Source organism: Stenotrophomonas sp. VV52 (assembly GCF_002893095.1).
GTDB classification, from domain to species: Bacteria; Pseudomonadota; Gammaproteobacteria; order Xanthomonadales; family Xanthomonadaceae; genus Stenotrophomonas; species Stenotrophomonas aracearum.
The window spans coordinates 293,482-311,103 of the sequence record NZ_PKQQ01000001.1 but is presented as its reverse complement, the minus strand read 5'-3'; the positions used below and the strand labels follow the sequence as shown (position 1 = coordinate 311,103).

Here is a 17,622-nt window from a genome sequence, read left to right as displayed (position 1 = left end):
GCCGCCATGCATCCGTTCCTTTACGCACTGTTCCAGTTCGCCTTCTTCTACCCGATGGTGATGGCGTTCTTCTGGATGTCCGGCGGGCTGTATTACTTCTTCCGGCGCGAGCGCAAGGCGCGCCTGCGCGACGACCCGCCGCCGATGCAGGAGTACCCGTTCGCCTCGATCCTGATTCCGTGCCACAACGAAGCGGACAACCTGGCCGACACGCTGGGCGCGGCGCTGGCGCAGAACTACCCGGACTTCGAAGTGATCGCCATCAACGATGGCAGCCGCGACGACACCGGCGCCCGGCTGGACGCGATGGCCGCGCAGCACCCGCGCCTGCGCGTGGTGCACCTGGACCGCAACCTCGGCAAGGCCAATGCACTGCGCATGGGCGCCCTCGCCGCCCGTTCGGAGTACCTGATCTGCATCGACGGCGACGCGATGCTGGAAGAGCACGCCACGCACTGGATGGTCTGGCACCTGACCTCGGGCCCGCGCGTGGGCGCGGTGACCGGCAACCCGCGCATCCGCAACCGCTCCACCCTGCTGGGTCGGCTGCAGGTGGCCGAGTTCTCCTCGATCATCGGCATGATCAAGCGCGCGCAGCGCGTGTACGGCCGCATCTTCACCATTTCCGGGGTGATCGCCGGCTTCCGCCGCACCGCGCTGCACCGCATCGGCTACTGGTCCGATGACATGATCACCGAAGACATCGACATCAGCTGGCGGCTGCAGCTGGACCATTGGGACATCCGCTACGAACCCAATGCACTGTGCTTCATCCTGATGCCGGAAACGCTCAAGGGGCTGTGGCGGCAGCGCCTGCGCTGGGCCCAGGGCGGCGTGGAAGTGCTGCTGCGGCATGGTCGCTCGCTGTTCGACTGGCGCAAGCGGCGGATGTGGGGGGTGTTGCTGGAGTATGTGTTCAGCGTGCTGTGGGCCTACACCATGCTGACCATCATCGTGCTGTGGGCGCTCGGCAAGTTCATGCCGTTGCCGCAGGAGCTGTACATCGACACGCTGCTGCCGCAGTGGCATGGCGTGATCCTGGCGCTGGTCTGCCTGCTGCAGTTCGCCAGCAGCCTGATCATCGACCGTCGTTATGAAACGCATATTGGCCGTAACTACTTCTGGGTGATCTGGTACCCGATGGCGTACTGGCTCATCAGCCTGTTCACGACCCTGGTGGCCCTGCCCAAGACGCTGTTGAAGCGTCGCGGCAAGCGGGCGATCTGGGTCAGTCCTGACCGGGGTATCCGATGAACGCCGCCAAGCCGAACCGCCGCTACGACTCCCGCCTGATCCGCAAGACGCGCCAGCAGCCCAGGTTGCAGCGCACGGCGTGGGGGTTCGTCACCATTGCCTTCTGGGGTTTCTACTTCTACCTGTGGGCGCCACTGATCACCGCACTGTCGTGGTTGCTGGGCGGTCGGTTGGCGTTCCTGCAGCTGTATGAGTACAAGCAGAAGGTCGATCCCTTCATCGTCATCGCGCTGCCGGTGATGCTGGTGTGCTGCTCGCTGCTGCTGATCACCTGGGCCGAGTACAACCGCATGCGCTTTGCCGGCAAGGACCGGCGCAACCCGCGCCAGGACGTGTCGCTGGAAAAGATCGCGCACAACCTGGGTGCGACCCCGGCGCTGGCGCAGCAGTTGTCTGCCGGCAAGTCGGTAACCCTGCACATGGACGATCACGCACGCCCGATCGGGTTGACGGAACAGCGGCTGGGGTGATGTGAAATACCCTTCACATCGCTGACCCCGCCGAGGCGTACGCTCCGCTTCGGAGACATCCCGCACATTCATTTGTGAGGGGATACGACATGTCGACGTTCGATACGGTGGTCCAGCAGATCGCCAAAGCCACTGGCCTTGGTGAGGGGGCGCAGCAGTTCATCAAGGTACTGGCCGGTTACATCTTCAAACAGTCCGGCGGCGTTTCAGGGTTGCTGCAGAAGTTCGACAACGCGGGGTTGGGGGACATCGCCAAATCCTGGACGGCGGGCAACGGCACCCTGCGATCGATTGATGCCAGCCAGATCCGCAGTGTCATCGGCAACGAGGCACTGGAGGAGATGGGACAGAAGTCCGGGGTCAAACAGGGACTGGTGGCCACTTATGCAGCATCCGCGCTGCCGCTGCTGGTACGCTCCCTCACCTCCGGCGGCGCCATGCCCGCGACCATGCCGGCCAGCTTCGCCGGCTTGATCAACGCGGCCCCACGCCGGAAGAAGTCGTTCCACCTATGGCGCTGGCTGCTGCCGCTGCTCGCCCTTCTCGCCCTCGCGTATTGCGGCTGGCAGAAGCGCAACATGCTCACGCCACCGCCGGTGGCGACGCCCACTGCGAGCCTGGCACCCGCCGTGACCGTGCCCTCGCTGTCGTTCAAGAACACCGGCGGCAAGGTCGATCTGAGTGGTGCGGTGAGCACCACTGCGGAAAAGGCCGGTGCCATCGGCGCCCTCGCCGGGGTGTTCGGGCAGAAGAACGTCACCGCCAATGTCGCCGTCAATCCCGATCTCGCGCCAGCGACGTGGATGGACTCACTCAAGGCGGTCGTCTCCGCGCCGGCAGTGAAAGCCGATGGCCTCGCGTTCAAGTTCAACGGCGACAAGCTCGATCTGGATACCTCCAAACTGCCAACCGACGTGCGCACCCAGGTCAGTGAGCTGTTCCAGAATCGCTTCAGCAACGTGGAAATCGCGGGTCTGTATCAACCCGGCCTGGAGGCGTTGGGTGAACTCCAGCCTGGCTTTGGGGCAAATGACCTGACCAAGGCGCTGAACCAGACGTCGATCACCTTCACCAACAATTCGGACGCCATCTCCACCAGCAGCCTGGCGGTTGTTGCGGGGGCCGCCAAGGCGATCAAGGCTGCGCCGTCGGGCATGAAGATCGATGTTGGCGGGTACACCGACAGCAACGGCCCGGACGCCGCAAACCTGGCACTCAGCGAACGCCGCGCCAAGGCGGTGGTGGCGGCGCTGGTGGCCAACGGAGTGTCGGCGGGGCAGCTCAAGGCCACCGGACACGGCGAAAGCAATCCAGTCGCCGACAACAGCACCGAAGCAGGCCGCGCCGCCAACCGTCGGACCGTCTACACGGTGTACTGAACGGGCAGGCAGGTGTGGCGGCTCAGCGCCGCACCTGCCCCTGCCCCCGCACCACGAATCGTTCCACCGTCAGCGCTTCCAGCCCCATCGGGCCGTAGGCGTGCAGGCGCGTGGTGGAAATGCCGATTTCCGCACCCAGGCCAAGCTCCCCACCATCCGAGAACCGCGAGGAGGCGTTGACCATCACTACTGCGGAGCGCAGCGCCTGCACGAAGCGTTCGGCGGCGCCGGCATCTTCGGTGACGATCACTTCGGTGTGGTCGGAACTGTACTGCTGGATGTGGGCCAGCGCCTGCTCCAGGTCGTCAACCACGCGCACGGCGAGGATCAGGTCCAGGTACTCGGCGGCGTAGTCGTCGTCTGTTGCCGCAGTGGCGTCAGGCAGCCACTGGCGTGCGCGGTCGTCGGCGCGTAGTTCGACCACGCGTTCGCGCAGCGCCGCTGCCGCCTGCGGCAGGAACGTGGCCGCGATGTCGGCGTGGACCAGCAGCGTTTCCAGCGAATTGCAGGCGGCGGGCCGGCTGGTCTTGCCGTCCACCAGCAGGGCGACAGCCTTCTTGAGATCGGCGGCGCGATCCACGTACAGGTGGCACACGCCTTTGTAGTGCTTGATGACCGGTACTCGCGCGTGTTCGGCGACGAAGCGGATCAGCCCTTCCCCACCGCGTGGAATGGCGAGGTCGACCAGGTCGCTGAGCTGCAGCAGCGCCAGCATGGTCTCGCGGCGCAGGTCTTCGACCAGTGTCAACGCGGCATCGGGCACGCCGGCATCGCGCAGCGCGCGCTTGAGCGCATGGGCGATGGCGGTATTGGAGTGGAAGGCTTCGGACCCGCCGCGCAGGATCACCGCGTTGCCGGCCTTGATGCAGAGTGCGGCGGCGTCGGCAGTCACGTTCGGGCGCGCTTCGTAGATCATCGCGATCACGCCGAGCGGCACGCGGACCTTCTGCACGCGGATGCCGTTGGGGCGGATGTCGTCGCGGGTGACGGTGCCGACCGGGTCGGGAAGCGTGGCGACCTCGCGAAGCGCGGCGCTGACCGCGGCCAGGCGGGCCGGGTTGAGCGCGAGGCGGTCGAGCATGGCGGTGCCGGTGCCTTTTTCCTGCGCGGCGGCAAGATCGCGGGCGTTGGCGGCGAGGATGGGTTCCGCGTCTGCGTCCAAGCCATCAGCCATGCCGAGCAGGAGCGCGGTTTTGGCCTTGGGGGAAAGTTGGGCGAGGACCTGCGCGGCGGCGCGGCAGTGTTGGGCGTGTTCGCGGATGTCCATGTTTGGGTTCCTTGCCTGAGGGGTGTTACGTGGCGATCAGCGATCCGTGGGACACGCGTGGCGTGTCGCTACGCGGGTATGCAGGGTCCGGTGGATCATGGGGTAGCGACACGCCATGCGTGTCCCACGCACCGCCCGAACGAAACCGAACACATCACACCAGCACCAGATCATCCCGGTGGATCACGTTGCCACCGTAGTTGTACCCCAGCACGCTTTCGATGTCGCGCGAATGACGACCGGCGACGCGGCGGATGTCGCTGGCGGAATACTGGCTGACGCCGCGCGCCAACGTGACCTCGCCGTTGGCACCGCGCACGCGCACCTGCACCATGTCGCCGCGACGGAACTCGCCTTCGGCACCGGTGACGCCACCGGGCAGCAACGAGGCGCCCTTGTCGCGCAATGCAGCGGCCGCCCCGTCGTCCACCAGGATCGCACCCGCCTCCAGCGGTGCATGCCGCAGCCAATACTTGCGCGCCGCATCGCGGGTCTGCCCGGCGTGGATGCGGGTGCCGAACAGACGGCCCTGTGCGAGCGCGCGCACCACATCGCCATCGCGGCCGTTGAACAGGCAGGTGTCGATGCCCACGCGCCCGGCCTTGGCCGCTGCTTCGAGCTTGGTGTGCATGCCGCCGGTGCCGGCGCCACTGCCGGCCCCCCCGGCCATGGCCAGCACCTCGAGGCTGAGCTCGGGCACGTTGTGGATCGGACGGGCCTGCGGGTCGCGGCGCGGATCGGCGCTGTACAGGCCGTCGATATCGGTGGCGATGAACAGGATGTCCGCGTCGATCAGCGCGGCCACGGTGGCGGCCAGGTTGTCGTTGTCGCCAAGCTTGAGCTCATCCACGGACACGGTGTCGTTCTCGTTCACCACCGGCAACGCGCCCAGCCGCAGCAGCTCGTTGAGCGTGGCCCGTGCGTTGAGGTAACGGCGCCGGTTGCGCAGGTCGTCGTGGGTCAGCAGTACCTGCGCCACCGGGCGCTCGAAGAACCGCTGCCACAGGCCGATCAGCTGCGCCTGCCCGAGCGCGGCCAGCGCCTGGCGTGCGGCCATTGCCGCGCCGGCTTCAATCGCGCGCGGCACGATGGCGCGGCCGGCGGCGACGGCACCGGAGGACACGATCACCACCTCGCGCCCGGCCAGCACATTCGCTGAGACGAACTGGGCGAGGCCGAGCGCGTGGCGCGGCGACAGCCCGCCGCCGTCGGCCGCCAGCAGGCTGCTGCCGACCTTGAGCACGGCGCGTTTCCACGCCGGTACAGGTTGTTCGGGGAACGCGGACTGCACGCGGGCGGGGGTCATCGGGGGGTTCGCCTCAGCGGGTGGACCATTCGTGGACGGTGGCGGTCGCGCTGCCCAGCACCAGCAGCGGATCAGCATCGACGATGGCCTGCGCCGCGGTGCGGTCGGCCACGTTGTGCAGCACGTAGGCGCCGCCGGTCTTGTCGGTGAAGCTACCGGTGATCAGCAGCTGGTCACGCACGCGCACCTCATCAAGGAAGCGCACGTGTTCCGTGGCCGCGTGGTCGGTGAATCCGGGAGTGCGGGTGACCAGTACGAGATAGCAGATCTTCATGGGGAGTCCGTGTGCAGGGAGATCGACACATGCGAAAACGGCGGCCATTGGCCGCCGTTCCCGTTTACACCAATGCCGCCCAGCGGGCGCGCAGTTCGTCCAGCCGCAGGTCGGCGGCCGCGCCGGGCGAGACGCGCGCGGACAGGCTGCCTTCGGGGGTGCGCCCCTGCCCGGCAGTGTCCGATGCCGCCGCTGCGGCCTTGTAGGCCTCGCGGAACGGCACGCCGGCCACGGCCGCTTCCACCGCGACGTCGGTGGCGTACATACCCGAGTCGATGGCGGCGCGCAGCTTGTCTTCGCGCCACTCCAGGTTGGCCAGCAGCGCCGGCAGCAGTTCCAGCGCGGCCAGGCCGCGACCGAAGCCGTGGAAGATGGCGCCCTTGCTGCCCTGCAGGTCGCGGTGGTAGCCCGACGGCAGCGACAGCAGCTGCTCGATCTCGGTACGCGCGGCGGCCACGCTGGCGTGGGTGGCGCGCATCAGCTCGATCACGTCCGGGTTGCGCTTGTTCGGCATGATCGAGCTGCCGGTGGTGTACTGCGCCGGCAACGCGACGAAGCTGTACTCGCCGCTGGTGAACAGCGACAGGTCCCAGGCCAGCCGGCGCAGGTCGAGGGTGGCCCCGCCCAGTGCTTCCAGTGCGGCCAGTTCGAACTTGCCGCGCGAGAGCTGCGCGTAGATCGGCGAGATCTGCATGCGCGCAAAGCCCAGCGCCTGGGTGGTGTGGGCGCGGTCCAGCGGCAGGTTCACGCCATAACCGGCGGCGGTGCCGAGCGGGTTGGCGTCGACCAGCGCGAAGGTGTCGTGCGCACGCACCGCGTTGTCGATGAAGGCCTCGGCCCAGCCGGCCCACCACATGCCCGCGGAGGACACCACGGCGCGCTGGATATGGGTGTAGCCCGGCACCGGCAGGTGCTGTTCGGCCTCGGCACGGTCCAGCGCGACCTTGGCCACTTCGCGGCTCAGCGCGGACACCTGCAGCAGATTGTCCTTCAGCCACAGGCGGGTGGCGACCAGGATCTGGTCGTTGCGGCTGCGGCCGGTGTGGATCTTGCGGCCGGCGTCGCCGAGGCGCTCGGTGAGCCGCGCTTCGATCGCCGAATGGCAGTCTTCGAAGCGCTCATCCAGCACGAACGCGCCGCTGCGGAAATCCTCGGCGAGCACGTCCAGTTCGCGCTGCAGCGCTTCGCGCTCGGCGCCGTCGAGGATGCCGATGTTCTCCAGGCCCTGCGCATGCGCCTTGCTGGCCTGCACGTCGTACAGGAAGAACTCGCGGTCGAGGATGACGTCATCGCCGGCCAGGAAGGTCTGGATCTTTGCGTCTACCGCGACGCCGGGCTTCTGCCACAGAAGGTCAGCCATGGGGTGCTCCAATCAATGCGGAATCGAGGTCAGTTCGTCCAGGCCCAGGGCCAGGTTGAGGTTCTGCATGGCCTGGGTGGCCGCGCCCTTGAGCAGGTTGTCCAGGGTCGCCACCACCACTACGCGCTTGCCGCCCGGGGCCACGGTGAAGCCACCGATCTGCACGCCATGGCGGCCGGCAATGCGGCTGACCCATGGCGCTTCGTCGATCACTTCGACCAGCGCTTCGTCGGCGTAGAAGCGGCGGTAGGCGTCCACGATCTGCTCGCGGGTCATCTGCTGCTGCAGCCACAGGTTGACGGTCATGGTGATGCCACGGAAATGCGGCGCCACGTGCGGCATGAACTCCACCGGCACGCGCAGGTGTGCGCTCACTTCGCGCTCGTGCACGTGGTTGGTGAGCGCATACGGCATCAGGTTGTCGCGCAGCAGCTCGGGGTTGTTCTTGTCCGACGGGGTGGTGCCGGCGCCGGAGTAGCCGGACACGCCGAAGCACTGCGGCGGGCCGGCCAGCTGGTCGAGCAGCGGGCTGATCGCCAGCTGCATGGCGGTGGCGTAGCAGCCCGGGTTGCTGATGTGCTTCTGGCCGGTGTAGTCGCCCCGGGTCAGTTCGGGCAGGCCGTAGTACCAGCTGCCTTCGAAACGATGGTCAGCCGAGAGGTCGACGATCACCGTGTCCGGGCGCGCGGCGTCCAGCGCAGTGACGAACGGCGCGGACAGGTCGTTGGGCAGCGCGAGGATCACCGCGTCCATGCCCTTGGCGGCAACGGCGTCCGCATCGAGGTTTTCGAACAGCAGGTCGCCAGTGATCTCAGGGTAATGCGCGGCAACCGGCTGCCCGGCCAGCTCACGCGAGGACACGAAGCCCAGCTGCAGCCGTGGGTGCGCGGCGATCAGCTTGACCAGCTCGGCGCCGGTATGGCCACGGGCGCCGACGATGCCGACAGTGAAGGTCTTGGTGCTCATGCGCTCAGCCCTCCAGGCTCGGTTTACGCGCGGCGCAGTGGTCCACGTAGCTGCGGATGCGCTCGAAGCCGTCGGCGCCGAACCAGAACACCTTCCAGTGGTCCTGCTTGTAGCAGCCGTCGGACTCGGCGTAGTAGAAATGGTTGATCGGGTTGCCGTGGCGCGAGCGCCAGAACAGCTGCGGGGTTTCCTCCAGCATCACGTTCCACACGGCACGGCCAAGGCCTTCGCCCTGTGCATCGTCGAGCACGGCGAACTTGTCCAGGTACACGCCTTCGGCCTCATCGGTGAGGAGCACCGCGGCGCGGTAGTTCTCGCTGACGTAGGCGCGCAGCAGCTTGGTCTTGTCGAAGTAGTCCGGCACCAGGACACGGCCGAAGCTGGATTCGATCAGGCCCTTCAGGCGCGGCAGGTCCAGTTCGCTCCACGCAGTGGCGCGCAGCACCTTCTCGCCCTTGCGCACCAGTGTGCCCGAGCCCTTGTGGGTGAACAGTTCCTTGGCCAGGTCGGCCGGGCGCGTGATCGACACCGACGACTCCAGCGGCAGCCGGTCCAGCAGGTCCTTGATCTGTTCGATCTTGACCCGCATGCCGCCGTGGATCCACGGCTGCTGCATCAGCTGGTCGTACTCGGTGGACAGGTTGATCGAGTCGATCACCGTGCCCTCTTCGTCGAGCAGGCCGCCGGTGCCGGTGAGGAAGATGATCTTGTACGGCTGCAGTTCCTGCACCAGTTCGTTGGCGGCGAAGTCTGCGTTGACGTTGAGGATCTGCCCGCAACGGGTTTCGCCCAGGCTGGTGATGACCGGAATGGAACCGGCGCGCAGGCTGGCTTCGATCGGGGCCAGGTTGACCTTCTTCACTTCGCCGACCAGCCCGTAGGTGGCCTGGTCCAGGTATTCGGCTTCGAACACGCCACCGGTGATCGAGGTCGCGCGCGCACCGTTCTGTTGCAGCGCTTCGACCAGCTGCAGGTTGGAGGCCTGGAACACCCGGCGCACGATCGCCAGGCCTTCCGGCGAGGTCACGCGCAGGCCGTTGACGGTCTGCTTGACGATGCCTGCCGCCGACAGCTCGGCGTCCAGCTGCGGGCCCGCACCGTGCAGCACGATCGGGGTGAGCCCGACTTCCTGCAGGAACGACAGCGACGAGGTCAGTGCCTCGAGATCGTCGCGCAGCACGGCGCCGCCGACCTTGACCACGGCGAAGCGCTTGGCGTCCACCTGCGAAAAGCGCTTGAGGTACTGGCTGATCTCCTTCGCGCTGGCCATGCTGGAAAGCAGGCGCACGATGGTCTGGCGGGTCTGGCGGTGGGGCTGGAGGGAAGAAGGCATTTCGGTTTCGTCACAGGCGGCCGCAGCCGCGATGGAAGGTCCGTCAGTGGGGGCCACGACGGCGTCATTCGGTCAGGCGCCGGCGCTGATGATGCGGTGCACGGCGTCGGTGTAGCGCTGCAGCTGCTCCAGCGTCACGAACTCGTCGGCGGTGTGGGCCTGGGCGATGTCGCCCGGGCCGTACACCAGGGTGGTGTAGCCGCCGGCCGAGAACAGCGAGGCTTCGGTCCAGAAGTCCACCGCATTGCCGATCGGCAGGTCCAGCGCGTCGGCCACGTCGCGCGCGGCGAGGCGGCGGTTCTCGGCTTCGGCGATGTCCCCGGCCGGCAGGCTGGGGCCACGGAAGGTTTCGGTGAAGCTGGCTGCGGCCGGCTCGGCAAACCCGGCAAAGGTTGCCAGCAGCGCGTCGATGTCCATCGACGGCAGCGGGCGGAACCCGAAGCGCAGCTCGGCGGCCGGGGCGATCATGTTGGCCTTGATGCCGCCTTCGACCCGGCCGATGTTGAAGCGCAGCCCGGTCAGCCCGCCGAAGCGCGCATGGGCCAGCGATTCCACATGGTCCAGCGCGCGGTTGCCCCAGCGCATGGCCTGGTGCAACGCGCTGGCGGCCGCGTCCTGCCTGCCCGACGCGTGCCCTGCCCTCCCGGCGAAGTGCATCAGCACCGAGCTGATGCCCCGGTGCGCGAGTACCGCTTCGCTCATGGTCGGTTCGGCCACCAGCACTGCCTCGTACGGGATGCCCCGGGCGAGGAAGGCGGCGATGCAGCGCGGGTCGTTGGCTTCTTCGTCGCTGGAGAACAGGAACGCGGCATCGCCATCGCTGGCATTGGCCGCGGCCACCAGTGCAGCGGCCGCGCCCTTGATGTCGCACACGCCCAACCCGATCACCCGGTCATCGGTGCGCCGCATGACATGCGGGTCGGCGCTCCAGTGCGGGGAATCGGGCACGGTGTCCAGGTGCACGTTGAACAGGTACCTGGGCATACCGCGCACCGCATACAGGCTGACCGCGCCATCGCCATGGTCGATCACCTCCACGTTGAACCCGGGCAGGTTCGCGCGCAGGTAATCGAAGATGCCACCGGTGGTGATCGCACGCGGCGGGTTGCGGGTGTCGAAGGACACCAGCGCCTGCAGGTGGGTGAGCGTTTGTTCAAGCATGTGTCAGAAGTTCCAAACGAATCAGGTGGTAGTGCCGGCCGCCGGCCGGCTCCAGGCGAAACCCGGCAGCACGAGGAGCCGGCCAGCGGCCGGCACTACGTCAACGATTTACCTGGGCGTAAAGGGTGGAGCTCATGCCAAAGAGCTTGATGAAGCCTTCGGCTTCTTCCACGCCCCAGTCGGCCGACTGCGCGTAGGTGGCACCCTTGGTATTCAGCAGGTGCGGCGACTTCACCGCCACCGCGTCGACGCGACCGCCACGGGTTTCCAGCACCACTTCGCCGTTGACTTTGGCCTGCGAGGACTTCAGGAACGCTTCGATGTCGGTCTTCAGCGGGTCGTGGTAGAAGCCTTCGTACACCAGCTCCACCCACTTGCGCGCCACGTCCGGCTTGAAGCGGTTCTGCTGCTTGGTCAGCACCGCGTCTTCCAGCGCGCGATGCGCGGTCAGCAGCGAGACCAGGCCCGGCGCTTCGAACACGATGCGGCCCTTCAGGCCGATCACGGTGTCGCCGGTGTACACGCCACGGCCCACGCCGTACGGCGCGAACAGCTTGTTGAGCTGGGCCAGGATCTGCTCGCCCGGCAGCGCCTGGCCGTTCAGTTCAACCGCTTCGCCTTCAACGAACTTCAGGGTGACGTTCAGCGCCGCTTCCGGCCACTCGCTGCGCGGTGCGCACCAGCCACGCGCGCCTTCGCCCGGGGCTTCCCAACGGTCGATCTCGCCGCCGGACATGGTCAGGCCGAGCAGGTTTTCGTTGATGGTGTAGGCCTGCTGCTTGGCGCGCACGCCGAAGCCGCGCTCTTCCAGGTACTTCTGCTCGTAGGCGCGGGTCTGGGTATGTTCCTTCTGGATTTCACGGATCGGCGCGACGATCTGGTAGTCGCCCAGCGCCTTCACGGCGAGGTCGAAGCGGACCTGGTCGTTGCCCATGCCGGTGCAGCCGTGGGCAATGATGTTGGTGCCCAGTTCGGCGGCGCGCTTCAGCGCGGCGTCGACGATCAGGTAACGGTCGGACACCAGCAGCGGGTACTGGCCCTGGTAGCCTTCGCCGGCCCACACGAACGGCTTGACGAAGCCGGCCCAGATGGCCGGGCCACCGTTGACGGTGACGTGGCTGGACACGCCCAGTTCGGCGGCGCGCTTTTCGATGAAGTCGCGTTCTTCGTCATCCACGCCGCCGGTGTCGGCGAACACGGTGTGCACGTTGTAGCCGCGTTCCTGCAGGTAGGGCACGCAGAAGCTGGTGTCGAGGCCACCGGAGAAGGCGAGGACGATGTCTTTGTTGGTCATGGGGGTGTGGCTCTAATGGATGGAATGTGGGATTGCGTGGGCCGGGCAGAGCCCGGCGCTACCGGTAGTGCCGGGCTCTGCCCGGCAACCGTAAAAAATCAGCGGCCTGCTACGGCGGCCATGATGGCCTTTTGGACGTGCAGGCGGTTTTCGGCTTCGTTGATCGCGATGCACTGCGGCGAGTCCATCACCGCGTCGGTGGCCTTGACGTTGCGGCGCAGCGGCAGGCAGTGGCTGAACACGCCGTTGTTGGTCAGCGCCATCTTTTCTTCGTCGACGATGAAGTGCTTGTACTGGTCGCGGATGGGCTTTTCCGGTTCCCAGTTGCCGAAGAACGGCAGCGCGCCCCAGCTCTTGGCGTAGACCACGTCGGCACCGCTGTAGGCGCTGGCGATGTCATGGCTGATCTTCAGCGAACCGCCGTTCTCGGCGACGTTCTGCTCGGCCCAGCCCATGTAGCGGTCGTCGAGGATGTAGTCGGCGGTCGGGCACAGCAGGGTCACGTCCATGCCCATGCGGGTGGCGATGGTGAGCGCCGAGTTGGCCACGGCGGTGTTCAGCGGCTTGGGGTGGTAGGTCCAGGTCAGCACGTACTTCTTGCCGCGCAGGTCCTGGGTACCGAAGTGTTCCTGCAGCGCCATCACGTGGGCCAGTTCCTGGCACGGGTGGGTGATGGTTTCCATGTTGATCACCGGCACCGGCGAGTACTTCGCGAAGCTGTTGAGCACGATGTCCTGGCGGTCGTAGGCCCAGTCCACGAACTTGGGGAACGCGCGCACGGCGATGATGTCGCAGTAGCGGCCCAGCACCTTGGCCACTTCGGCGATGTGCTCTTCGGTGTCGCCGTCCATCACGGTGCCCAGGTTGAACTCGATCGGCCACGCGTCCTTGCCCGGCTGCAGCACCACCGCATGTGCGCCCAGCTGGAACGCGCCCAGCTCGAAGCTGGTGCGGGTGCGCATGGACGGGTTGAAGAACACCAGGGCAATGGACTTGCCCTTGAGCTGATCGCCCAGCTTGTTGCGCTTGAACAATGCGGCCTGGGTCAGCAGGGCATCGAGTTCGGGGCGGCTCCAGTCCTGGGTGTTCAGGAAGTGCTTCAGGGACATCGGGTGATCCTTTGAGGCGGGCGTTTAGAGGAAAGGGATGGAAGAAACGTACAGATGAAACTTTTCAGAACGTAGAAACGAAAAAACCCAGCCGGGAGGCTGGGTTTTCCGAACAGACAGCACGAAGCTCCGGTTACCCAGCGAAAATGTGGGGTTCCGGTCGGCGGGCACGCGACGTCATGCCCGTAGCCATACGGGCGGCGCTGGTGTCGTGCTGGAAGTCGGTGAGTTTCATGGCCGCCCATCTTTGCATGCGTGGGGGGTGGGTGCAAGACCCGGGGTCACGGATTGGCGGCGCTGGCCTGCTCGGGACCGACCCAGGGGGTGATGGAGACCCGGATCTTGAGCCGGTTACCCGGGTCTTCGGGCAGCCGCGAGCGGTACTTGGTGCCCTTGTAGACGTAATCGACGTCATAGGCGATCGGCCGGCGGAACTCGCGCCCGACCGGGATGATCCGGCAGTCGCGGGTCAGCAGCGGGCCGTTGTTGCTGGCCGGGGCCTCGGCCACGGGGGCCATCTCTTCCTCGACGCTGCCGTCTTCACGCTTGAAGATCGAGCGGACCGAGTCCATGAAGCGGCCGAAGCGGCCCTTCTCTTCCTGCGGCTCTTCGCCGGTGACGTTGACCGGGGCCAGGGTCCGGGTCGAGACCGGCTCGCAGTGTTCTTCAGTGCGGGTGGCCCGCAGGGTCTGGAACACCGGTTCCACGTTGAGCACCTGTGCGTAGTCGAACTTGACGTTCTCCACGATCACCACCCGGTTACGGACCTCGGCTTCCTGGGCGCACGCCACGGAGGCGGCGCTACCCAACAGGCAGGTCAGGGTCAGCAACGAAGCGGATTTCATTGGCAACAGGATTGGGGACAAGGGGGATAGTGTAGGCAGTGACAGGCACAAGGGGCTGAACATTACCCGTCCGCGACGCATCTGCCCATCCCGGAGGGACCGATTCCGACCCGGGCCGGGTGCTGGAGCGCCGCAGGCGGTCGATGTGATCTAAAATCGAAGGCTTGCCCCCCTACTCCCCCCGGCCCTACGCCCCCATGACCCTGCGCCTGCACAACACCCTGACACGCCAGCTCGAACCGTTCACCCCGCTCGATCCGACCTGTCCGACCCTGTATGTGTGCGGCCCCACGGTCTACAACTACGTGCACATCGGCAACGCGCGCGGGCCGGTGGTGTTCGGGGTGCTGGCCGACCTGCTGCGGCGCCGCTTCGGCGGGCTGCGCTACGCCCGCAACATCACCGACGTGGACGACAAGATCAACACGGCCGCGCGCGAGCAGGCGGTGCCGATCTCGACGATCACCGACCGCTTTGCCGCCGCCTACCGGGAAGACATGGCCGCGCTGGGCGTGGTGCCGCCGGACATCGAGCCGGAAGCCACCGCGCACATTCCGCAGATCATCGCGATGATCGAGCAGCTGATCGCGGCCGACCACGCCTACGCGGCCGAGGGCCACGTGCTGTTCGCGGTGGCCTCGTTCGAAGGCTACGGCAAGCTCTCCAACCGCGACCCGGAGGAAATGCTGGCCGGGGCCCGGGTGGACGTGGCGCCGTACAAGCGCGACCCGGGCGATTTCGTGCTGTGGAAGCCCTCCAGCGACGACCTGCCGGGCTGGGAGTCGCCCTGGGGCCGGGGCCGCCCGGGCTGGCACATCGAGTGCTCGGCGATGGCCGCGGCCCACCTGGGCCCGACCATCGACATCCATGCCGGCGGGGTGGACCTGCAGTTCCCGCACCATGAGAACGAGATCGCGCAGAGCGAGTGCGCGCACGGCGGGCAGACCTTCGCCCGGTTCTGGCTGCACAACGGCATGCTCAACTTCGGCGGCGCCAAGATGAGCAAGTCGATCGGCAATATCGAACGGGTCCACGATCTGGTCCGCCAGCATGCGCCGGAAGCGCTGCGCTATGCGCTGCTGTCGGCGCATTATCGGCAGCCGCTGGACTGGTCGGACGCGCTGATCGAGCAGTCGGTGCGCACCCTCGACCGGCTGTACGGCACGCTGCGCGACCTGGCCGACGTGGCCGCGACCCCGGCCATTCCGGCCGAGGTCGAGGCGGCGCTGGACGACGATCTGAACACGCCGCAGGCGCTGGCCGAACTGGCCCGGCTGGCGGGTGAGGCGCGCCGCGCCGAGGGCGCCGACAAGGCCGCGTTGAAGTCGGCCCTGCTGGGCGCCGGGCAGGCGCTGGGGCTGCTGCAGCAGGACCCGGCCGCGTGGTTCGGCACCAGTGGCGGCAACGCCGACGATGACGCCCGCATCCAGGCGCTGATCGACGAGCGCACTGCGGCCAAGGCGGCGCGCGATTTCGCCCGGGCCGACGCGCTGCGCCGGCAGCTGGACGAGGAAGGCATCGTGCTGGAAGACACCGCGCAGGGCGTGCGCTGGTCGCGTAAACGTTGAAAGCCACCCCATCTTGTTGAGATTGCTGTGATCGACTCCCCGTTCCCGATTGAACCCACTGCTGCCGAGGCGCAGGCCGCCATTGCCGAGGAATTCGCGTTCTTCGGCGACTGGTCGGAGCGTTACCAGTACCTGATCGACCTGGGCCGCAAGCTGCCCGCCTTCCCGGACGAATGGAAGACGGAGGAGCACCGGCTGCTCGGCTGCCAGTCGATGGTGTGGATCGTGCCGGAGGGCAACGCCGATGCGCTGCGGTTCCACGCGATCAGCGATTCGGCCATCGTGTCGGGCCTGATCTACCTGGCGCTTCGGGTGTACTCGGGGCGTTCGGCGGCGGAGATCCTGGCCACGGAGCCGACCTACATCCAGGACATCGGGCTGTCGCGACACCTGTCGCCGACCCGCAGCAACGGGGTGGCGGCGATGCTGGCCTTCATCCGTGAGACCGCAGTGGCGCAGTCGGCGTCGTGAGTGCCCCTGCCCCGTCCGAGCCCGCCGAGAGCGCGCTGGGCCTGTTGCGCCGCCCAGGTTTCTCGCTGCTGCTGGCGTACCGGATCCTGGCGATGCTGTCGTACCAGATCGTGGCGGTGACGGTCGGCTGGCATATCTACGAAGTCACCCGCAATCCATTCTCGCTGGGCCTGGTCGGGCTGGCCGAGGTGCTGCCGTTCTTCTGCGTGGCGCCGTTCGCGGGCTACCTGGTGGACCACCTGCCGCGACGGAAGCTGGGCATGGTGGCGTGCAGCGGGCTGGTGCTGACGGCGGTGGTGCTGACGGCGGTGGCGGAGGGCTGGCTGCCGTTCAACGGGGTGTGGCCGATCTATGCGGCGGTGGCGATGACGGGCATGGTCCGGGCGTTCCTGTCGCCAATCTACAACGCGTTGTTTGCGCGGGTGCTGGAACGGCACCAGTTCGCGCGCGGTGCAGGGCTGGGGTCGGTGGTGTTCCAGGCGGGCATGGTGGTGGGCCCGGCATTGGGCGGGCTGCTGGTGGCCTGGGGCGGCAAGAGCCTGTCGTACGGGGTGGCGGTGGTGGCGGCGCTGGCGGCGCTGGGCTGCCTGGCGACGCTGCGGGTGTCCGAGCCGGTGCACACGGGGCCGGCGGCGCCGATCTTCAAGAGCATTGCGGAGGGCGGCCGCTTCGTGCTGGGCAACCGGATCATGGTCGGGGCGATGGCGCTGGACATGTTTTCGGTGCTGCTGGGCGGGGTGGTGGCGATGCTGCCGGCGTTCCTGCACGAGATCCTGCACCACGGTCCGGAAGGGCTGGGCATCCTGCGCGCGGCGCCGGCGCTGGGTTCGGTGTGCGTGGGCCTGTGGCTGGCGCGCCGGCCGCTGCAGCGCCATGCGGGGCGTGTGCTGTTGTTCGCGGTGGCGGGGTTCGGCCTGTGCGTGATCGGGTTCGGGCTGTCGCACAGCTTCTGGCTGTCGGCGGTGATCCTGCTGTTCTACGGGGCGTTCGACGGGGTGTCGGTGGTGATCCGCTCGACGATCCTGCAGCTGGCCACGCCGGAAGAAATGCGCGGGCGGGTGTCGTCGATCAACGGCATCTTCATCAGTTCGTCGAACGAACTGGGCGCGTTCTACGCGGGCACGATGGCCAAGCTTCTCGGCCTGGTCCCGGCGGTGGTGCTGGGCGGTTTCGCGGTGTTGAGCGTGGCCGGCATTACCGCCTGGAAGAACCCGACCCTGCGGCGGTTGAACCTGCGCGACCTGCAGTAACGCCAGCTGGAGCCCCATTTGCACCGGGTTGCAAACGATCCGCGGTAGAGCCGGGCCCTGCCCGGCTGCTGTTGGATTCAGGCGAACAGCCCTCGGCTGAGACGTTCCCTGGTGTGGGGCCGGCGGGCGGGGGGTACGGGACACGCCTTAAATCTCCCGTTAGGCTCGGGCGGCACATCCATGTGCCTTCACGGTCCCGTACCCCCCACCCGCCGGCCCCGCGATAGTGCGTAGGAGGCCAAGGGAGACGCGTAGCGCCGGGCTCTGCCCGGCTGCTCTTTCTCACCGCCTCGCGACCATGTACGGGGGCGGCCG

Annotated in this window: 16 protein-coding genes; 6 read left to right on the top strand and 10 right to left on the bottom strand. The window is 67.3% G+C overall.

Features of this window, described 5'->3' with window-relative positions:
* The first annotated feature begins 6 nt into the window (after positions 1–6).
* The 3 genes from pgaC to C2U58_RS03890 all read left to right on the top strand — a co-directional run bounded on the left by pgaC (position 7) and on the right by C2U58_RS03890 (position 3,103).
* On the top strand, positions 7–1,254 hold the full coding sequence (gene pgaC / locus C2U58_RS03900; protein ID WP_102944623.1) for a poly-beta-1,6-N-acetyl-D-glucosamine synthase: 1,248 nt from the start codon (positions 7–9) through the stop codon (positions 1,252–1,254).
* Positions 1,251–1,724: a poly-beta-1,6-N-acetyl-D-glucosamine biosynthesis protein PgaD gene (pgaD, locus tag C2U58_RS03895; RefSeq protein WP_102944622.1), complete on the top strand. Its 474-nt coding sequence runs from the start codon at positions 1,251–1,253 to the stop codon at positions 1,722–1,724. Before pgaC ends, pgaD begins: the two co-directional genes overlap by 4 nt.
* Before the next feature lie 89 nt (positions 1,725–1,813).
* A complete protein-coding gene (locus C2U58_RS03890; protein WP_102944621.1) occupies positions 1,814–3,103 on the top strand; it encodes an OmpA family protein in 1,290 nt (429 codons plus the stop codon).
* Between the two features lie 22 nt (positions 3,104–3,125).
* Here C2U58_RS03890 and C2U58_RS03885 read toward each other — a convergent pair whose 3' ends face one another.
* The 10 genes from C2U58_RS03885 to C2U58_RS03840 form a co-directional block, all read right to left on the bottom strand.
* Positions 3,126–4,370 (bottom strand): glutamate-5-semialdehyde dehydrogenase, encoded by a 1,245-nt coding sequence (locus C2U58_RS03885; protein ID WP_102944620.1) that lies wholly within the window; start codon positions 4,368–4,370, stop codon positions 3,126–3,128.
* Between the two features lie 154 nt (positions 4,371–4,524).
* Complete coding sequence (gene proB / locus C2U58_RS03880) at positions 4,525–5,676, bottom strand: glutamate 5-kinase (RefSeq protein ID WP_102944619.1); 1,152 nt, start codon at positions 5,674–5,676, stop codon at positions 4,525–4,527.
* A 13-nt stretch (positions 5,677–5,689) separates the two neighbouring features.
* Positions 5,690–5,950 (bottom strand): YciI family protein, encoded by a 261-nt coding sequence (locus C2U58_RS03875; protein WP_102944618.1) that lies wholly within the window; start codon positions 5,948–5,950, stop codon positions 5,690–5,692.
* Between the two features lie 64 nt (positions 5,951–6,014).
* Complete coding sequence (gene argH / locus C2U58_RS03870; protein WP_102944617.1) at positions 6,015–7,310, bottom strand: argininosuccinate lyase; 1,296 nt, start codon at positions 7,308–7,310, stop codon at positions 6,015–6,017.
* A 12-nt stretch (positions 7,311–7,322) separates the two neighbouring features.
* Positions 7,323–8,276 carry an N-acetyl-gamma-glutamyl-phosphate reductase gene (gene argC, locus C2U58_RS03865; protein WP_102944616.1) on the bottom strand — a complete coding sequence of 318 codons (954 nt, stop codon included), beginning with the start codon at positions 8,274–8,276 and terminating at the stop codon, positions 7,323–7,325.
* Between the two features lie 4 nt (positions 8,277–8,280).
* Complete coding sequence (locus tag C2U58_RS03860; RefSeq protein WP_102944615.1) at positions 8,281–9,609, bottom strand: acetylglutamate kinase; 1,329 nt, start codon at positions 9,607–9,609, stop codon at positions 8,281–8,283.
* Positions 9,610–9,681: 72 nt separating this feature from the next.
* Positions 9,682–10,770, bottom strand: a complete 1,089-nt coding sequence (locus C2U58_RS03855; RefSeq protein ID WP_102944614.1) for an acetylornithine deacetylase — start codon at positions 10,768–10,770, stop codon at positions 9,682–9,684.
* Positions 10,771–10,870: 100 nt separating this feature from the next.
* Positions 10,871–12,064, bottom strand: coding sequence for an argininosuccinate synthase (locus C2U58_RS03850; RefSeq protein WP_102944613.1), 1,194 nt, complete (start codon positions 12,062–12,064; stop codon positions 10,871–10,873).
* A gap of 98 nt (positions 12,065–12,162) precedes the next feature.
* Complete coding sequence (locus tag C2U58_RS03845; RefSeq protein WP_070209249.1) at positions 12,163–13,173, bottom strand: N-acetylornithine carbamoyltransferase; 1,011 nt, start codon at positions 13,171–13,173, stop codon at positions 12,163–12,165.
* Positions 13,174–13,454: 281 nt separating this feature from the next.
* The gene (locus tag C2U58_RS03840; protein WP_102944612.1) at positions 13,455–14,018 is read right to left on the bottom strand and encodes a hypothetical protein; all 564 of its coding nucleotides are present in this window, start codon (positions 14,016–14,018) and stop codon (positions 13,455–13,457) included.
* Between the two features lie 197 nt (positions 14,019–14,215).
* On the opposite strand from C2U58_RS03840, the gene cysS reads away from it, so the two are divergent.
* The 3 genes from cysS to C2U58_RS03825 are packed head-to-tail and all read left to right on the top strand — an operon-like array spanning position 14,216 to position 17,307.
* Positions 14,216–15,586 carry a cysteine--tRNA ligase gene (gene cysS / locus C2U58_RS03835; RefSeq protein ID WP_102944611.1) on the top strand — a complete coding sequence of 457 codons (1,371 nt, stop codon included), beginning with the start codon at positions 14,216–14,218 and terminating at the stop codon, positions 15,584–15,586.
* Between the two features lie 27 nt (positions 15,587–15,613).
* Positions 15,614–16,057 (top strand): SufE family protein, encoded by a 444-nt coding sequence (locus C2U58_RS03830; protein ID WP_102944610.1) that lies wholly within the window; start codon positions 15,614–15,616, stop codon positions 16,055–16,057.
* On the top strand, positions 16,054–17,307 hold the full coding sequence (locus C2U58_RS03825; RefSeq protein ID WP_102944609.1) for an MFS transporter: 1,254 nt from the start codon (positions 16,054–16,056) through the stop codon (positions 17,305–17,307). The genes C2U58_RS03830 and C2U58_RS03825 overlap by 4 nt, the downstream gene beginning before the upstream one ends.
* Positions 17,308–17,622 lie beyond the last annotated feature (315 nt).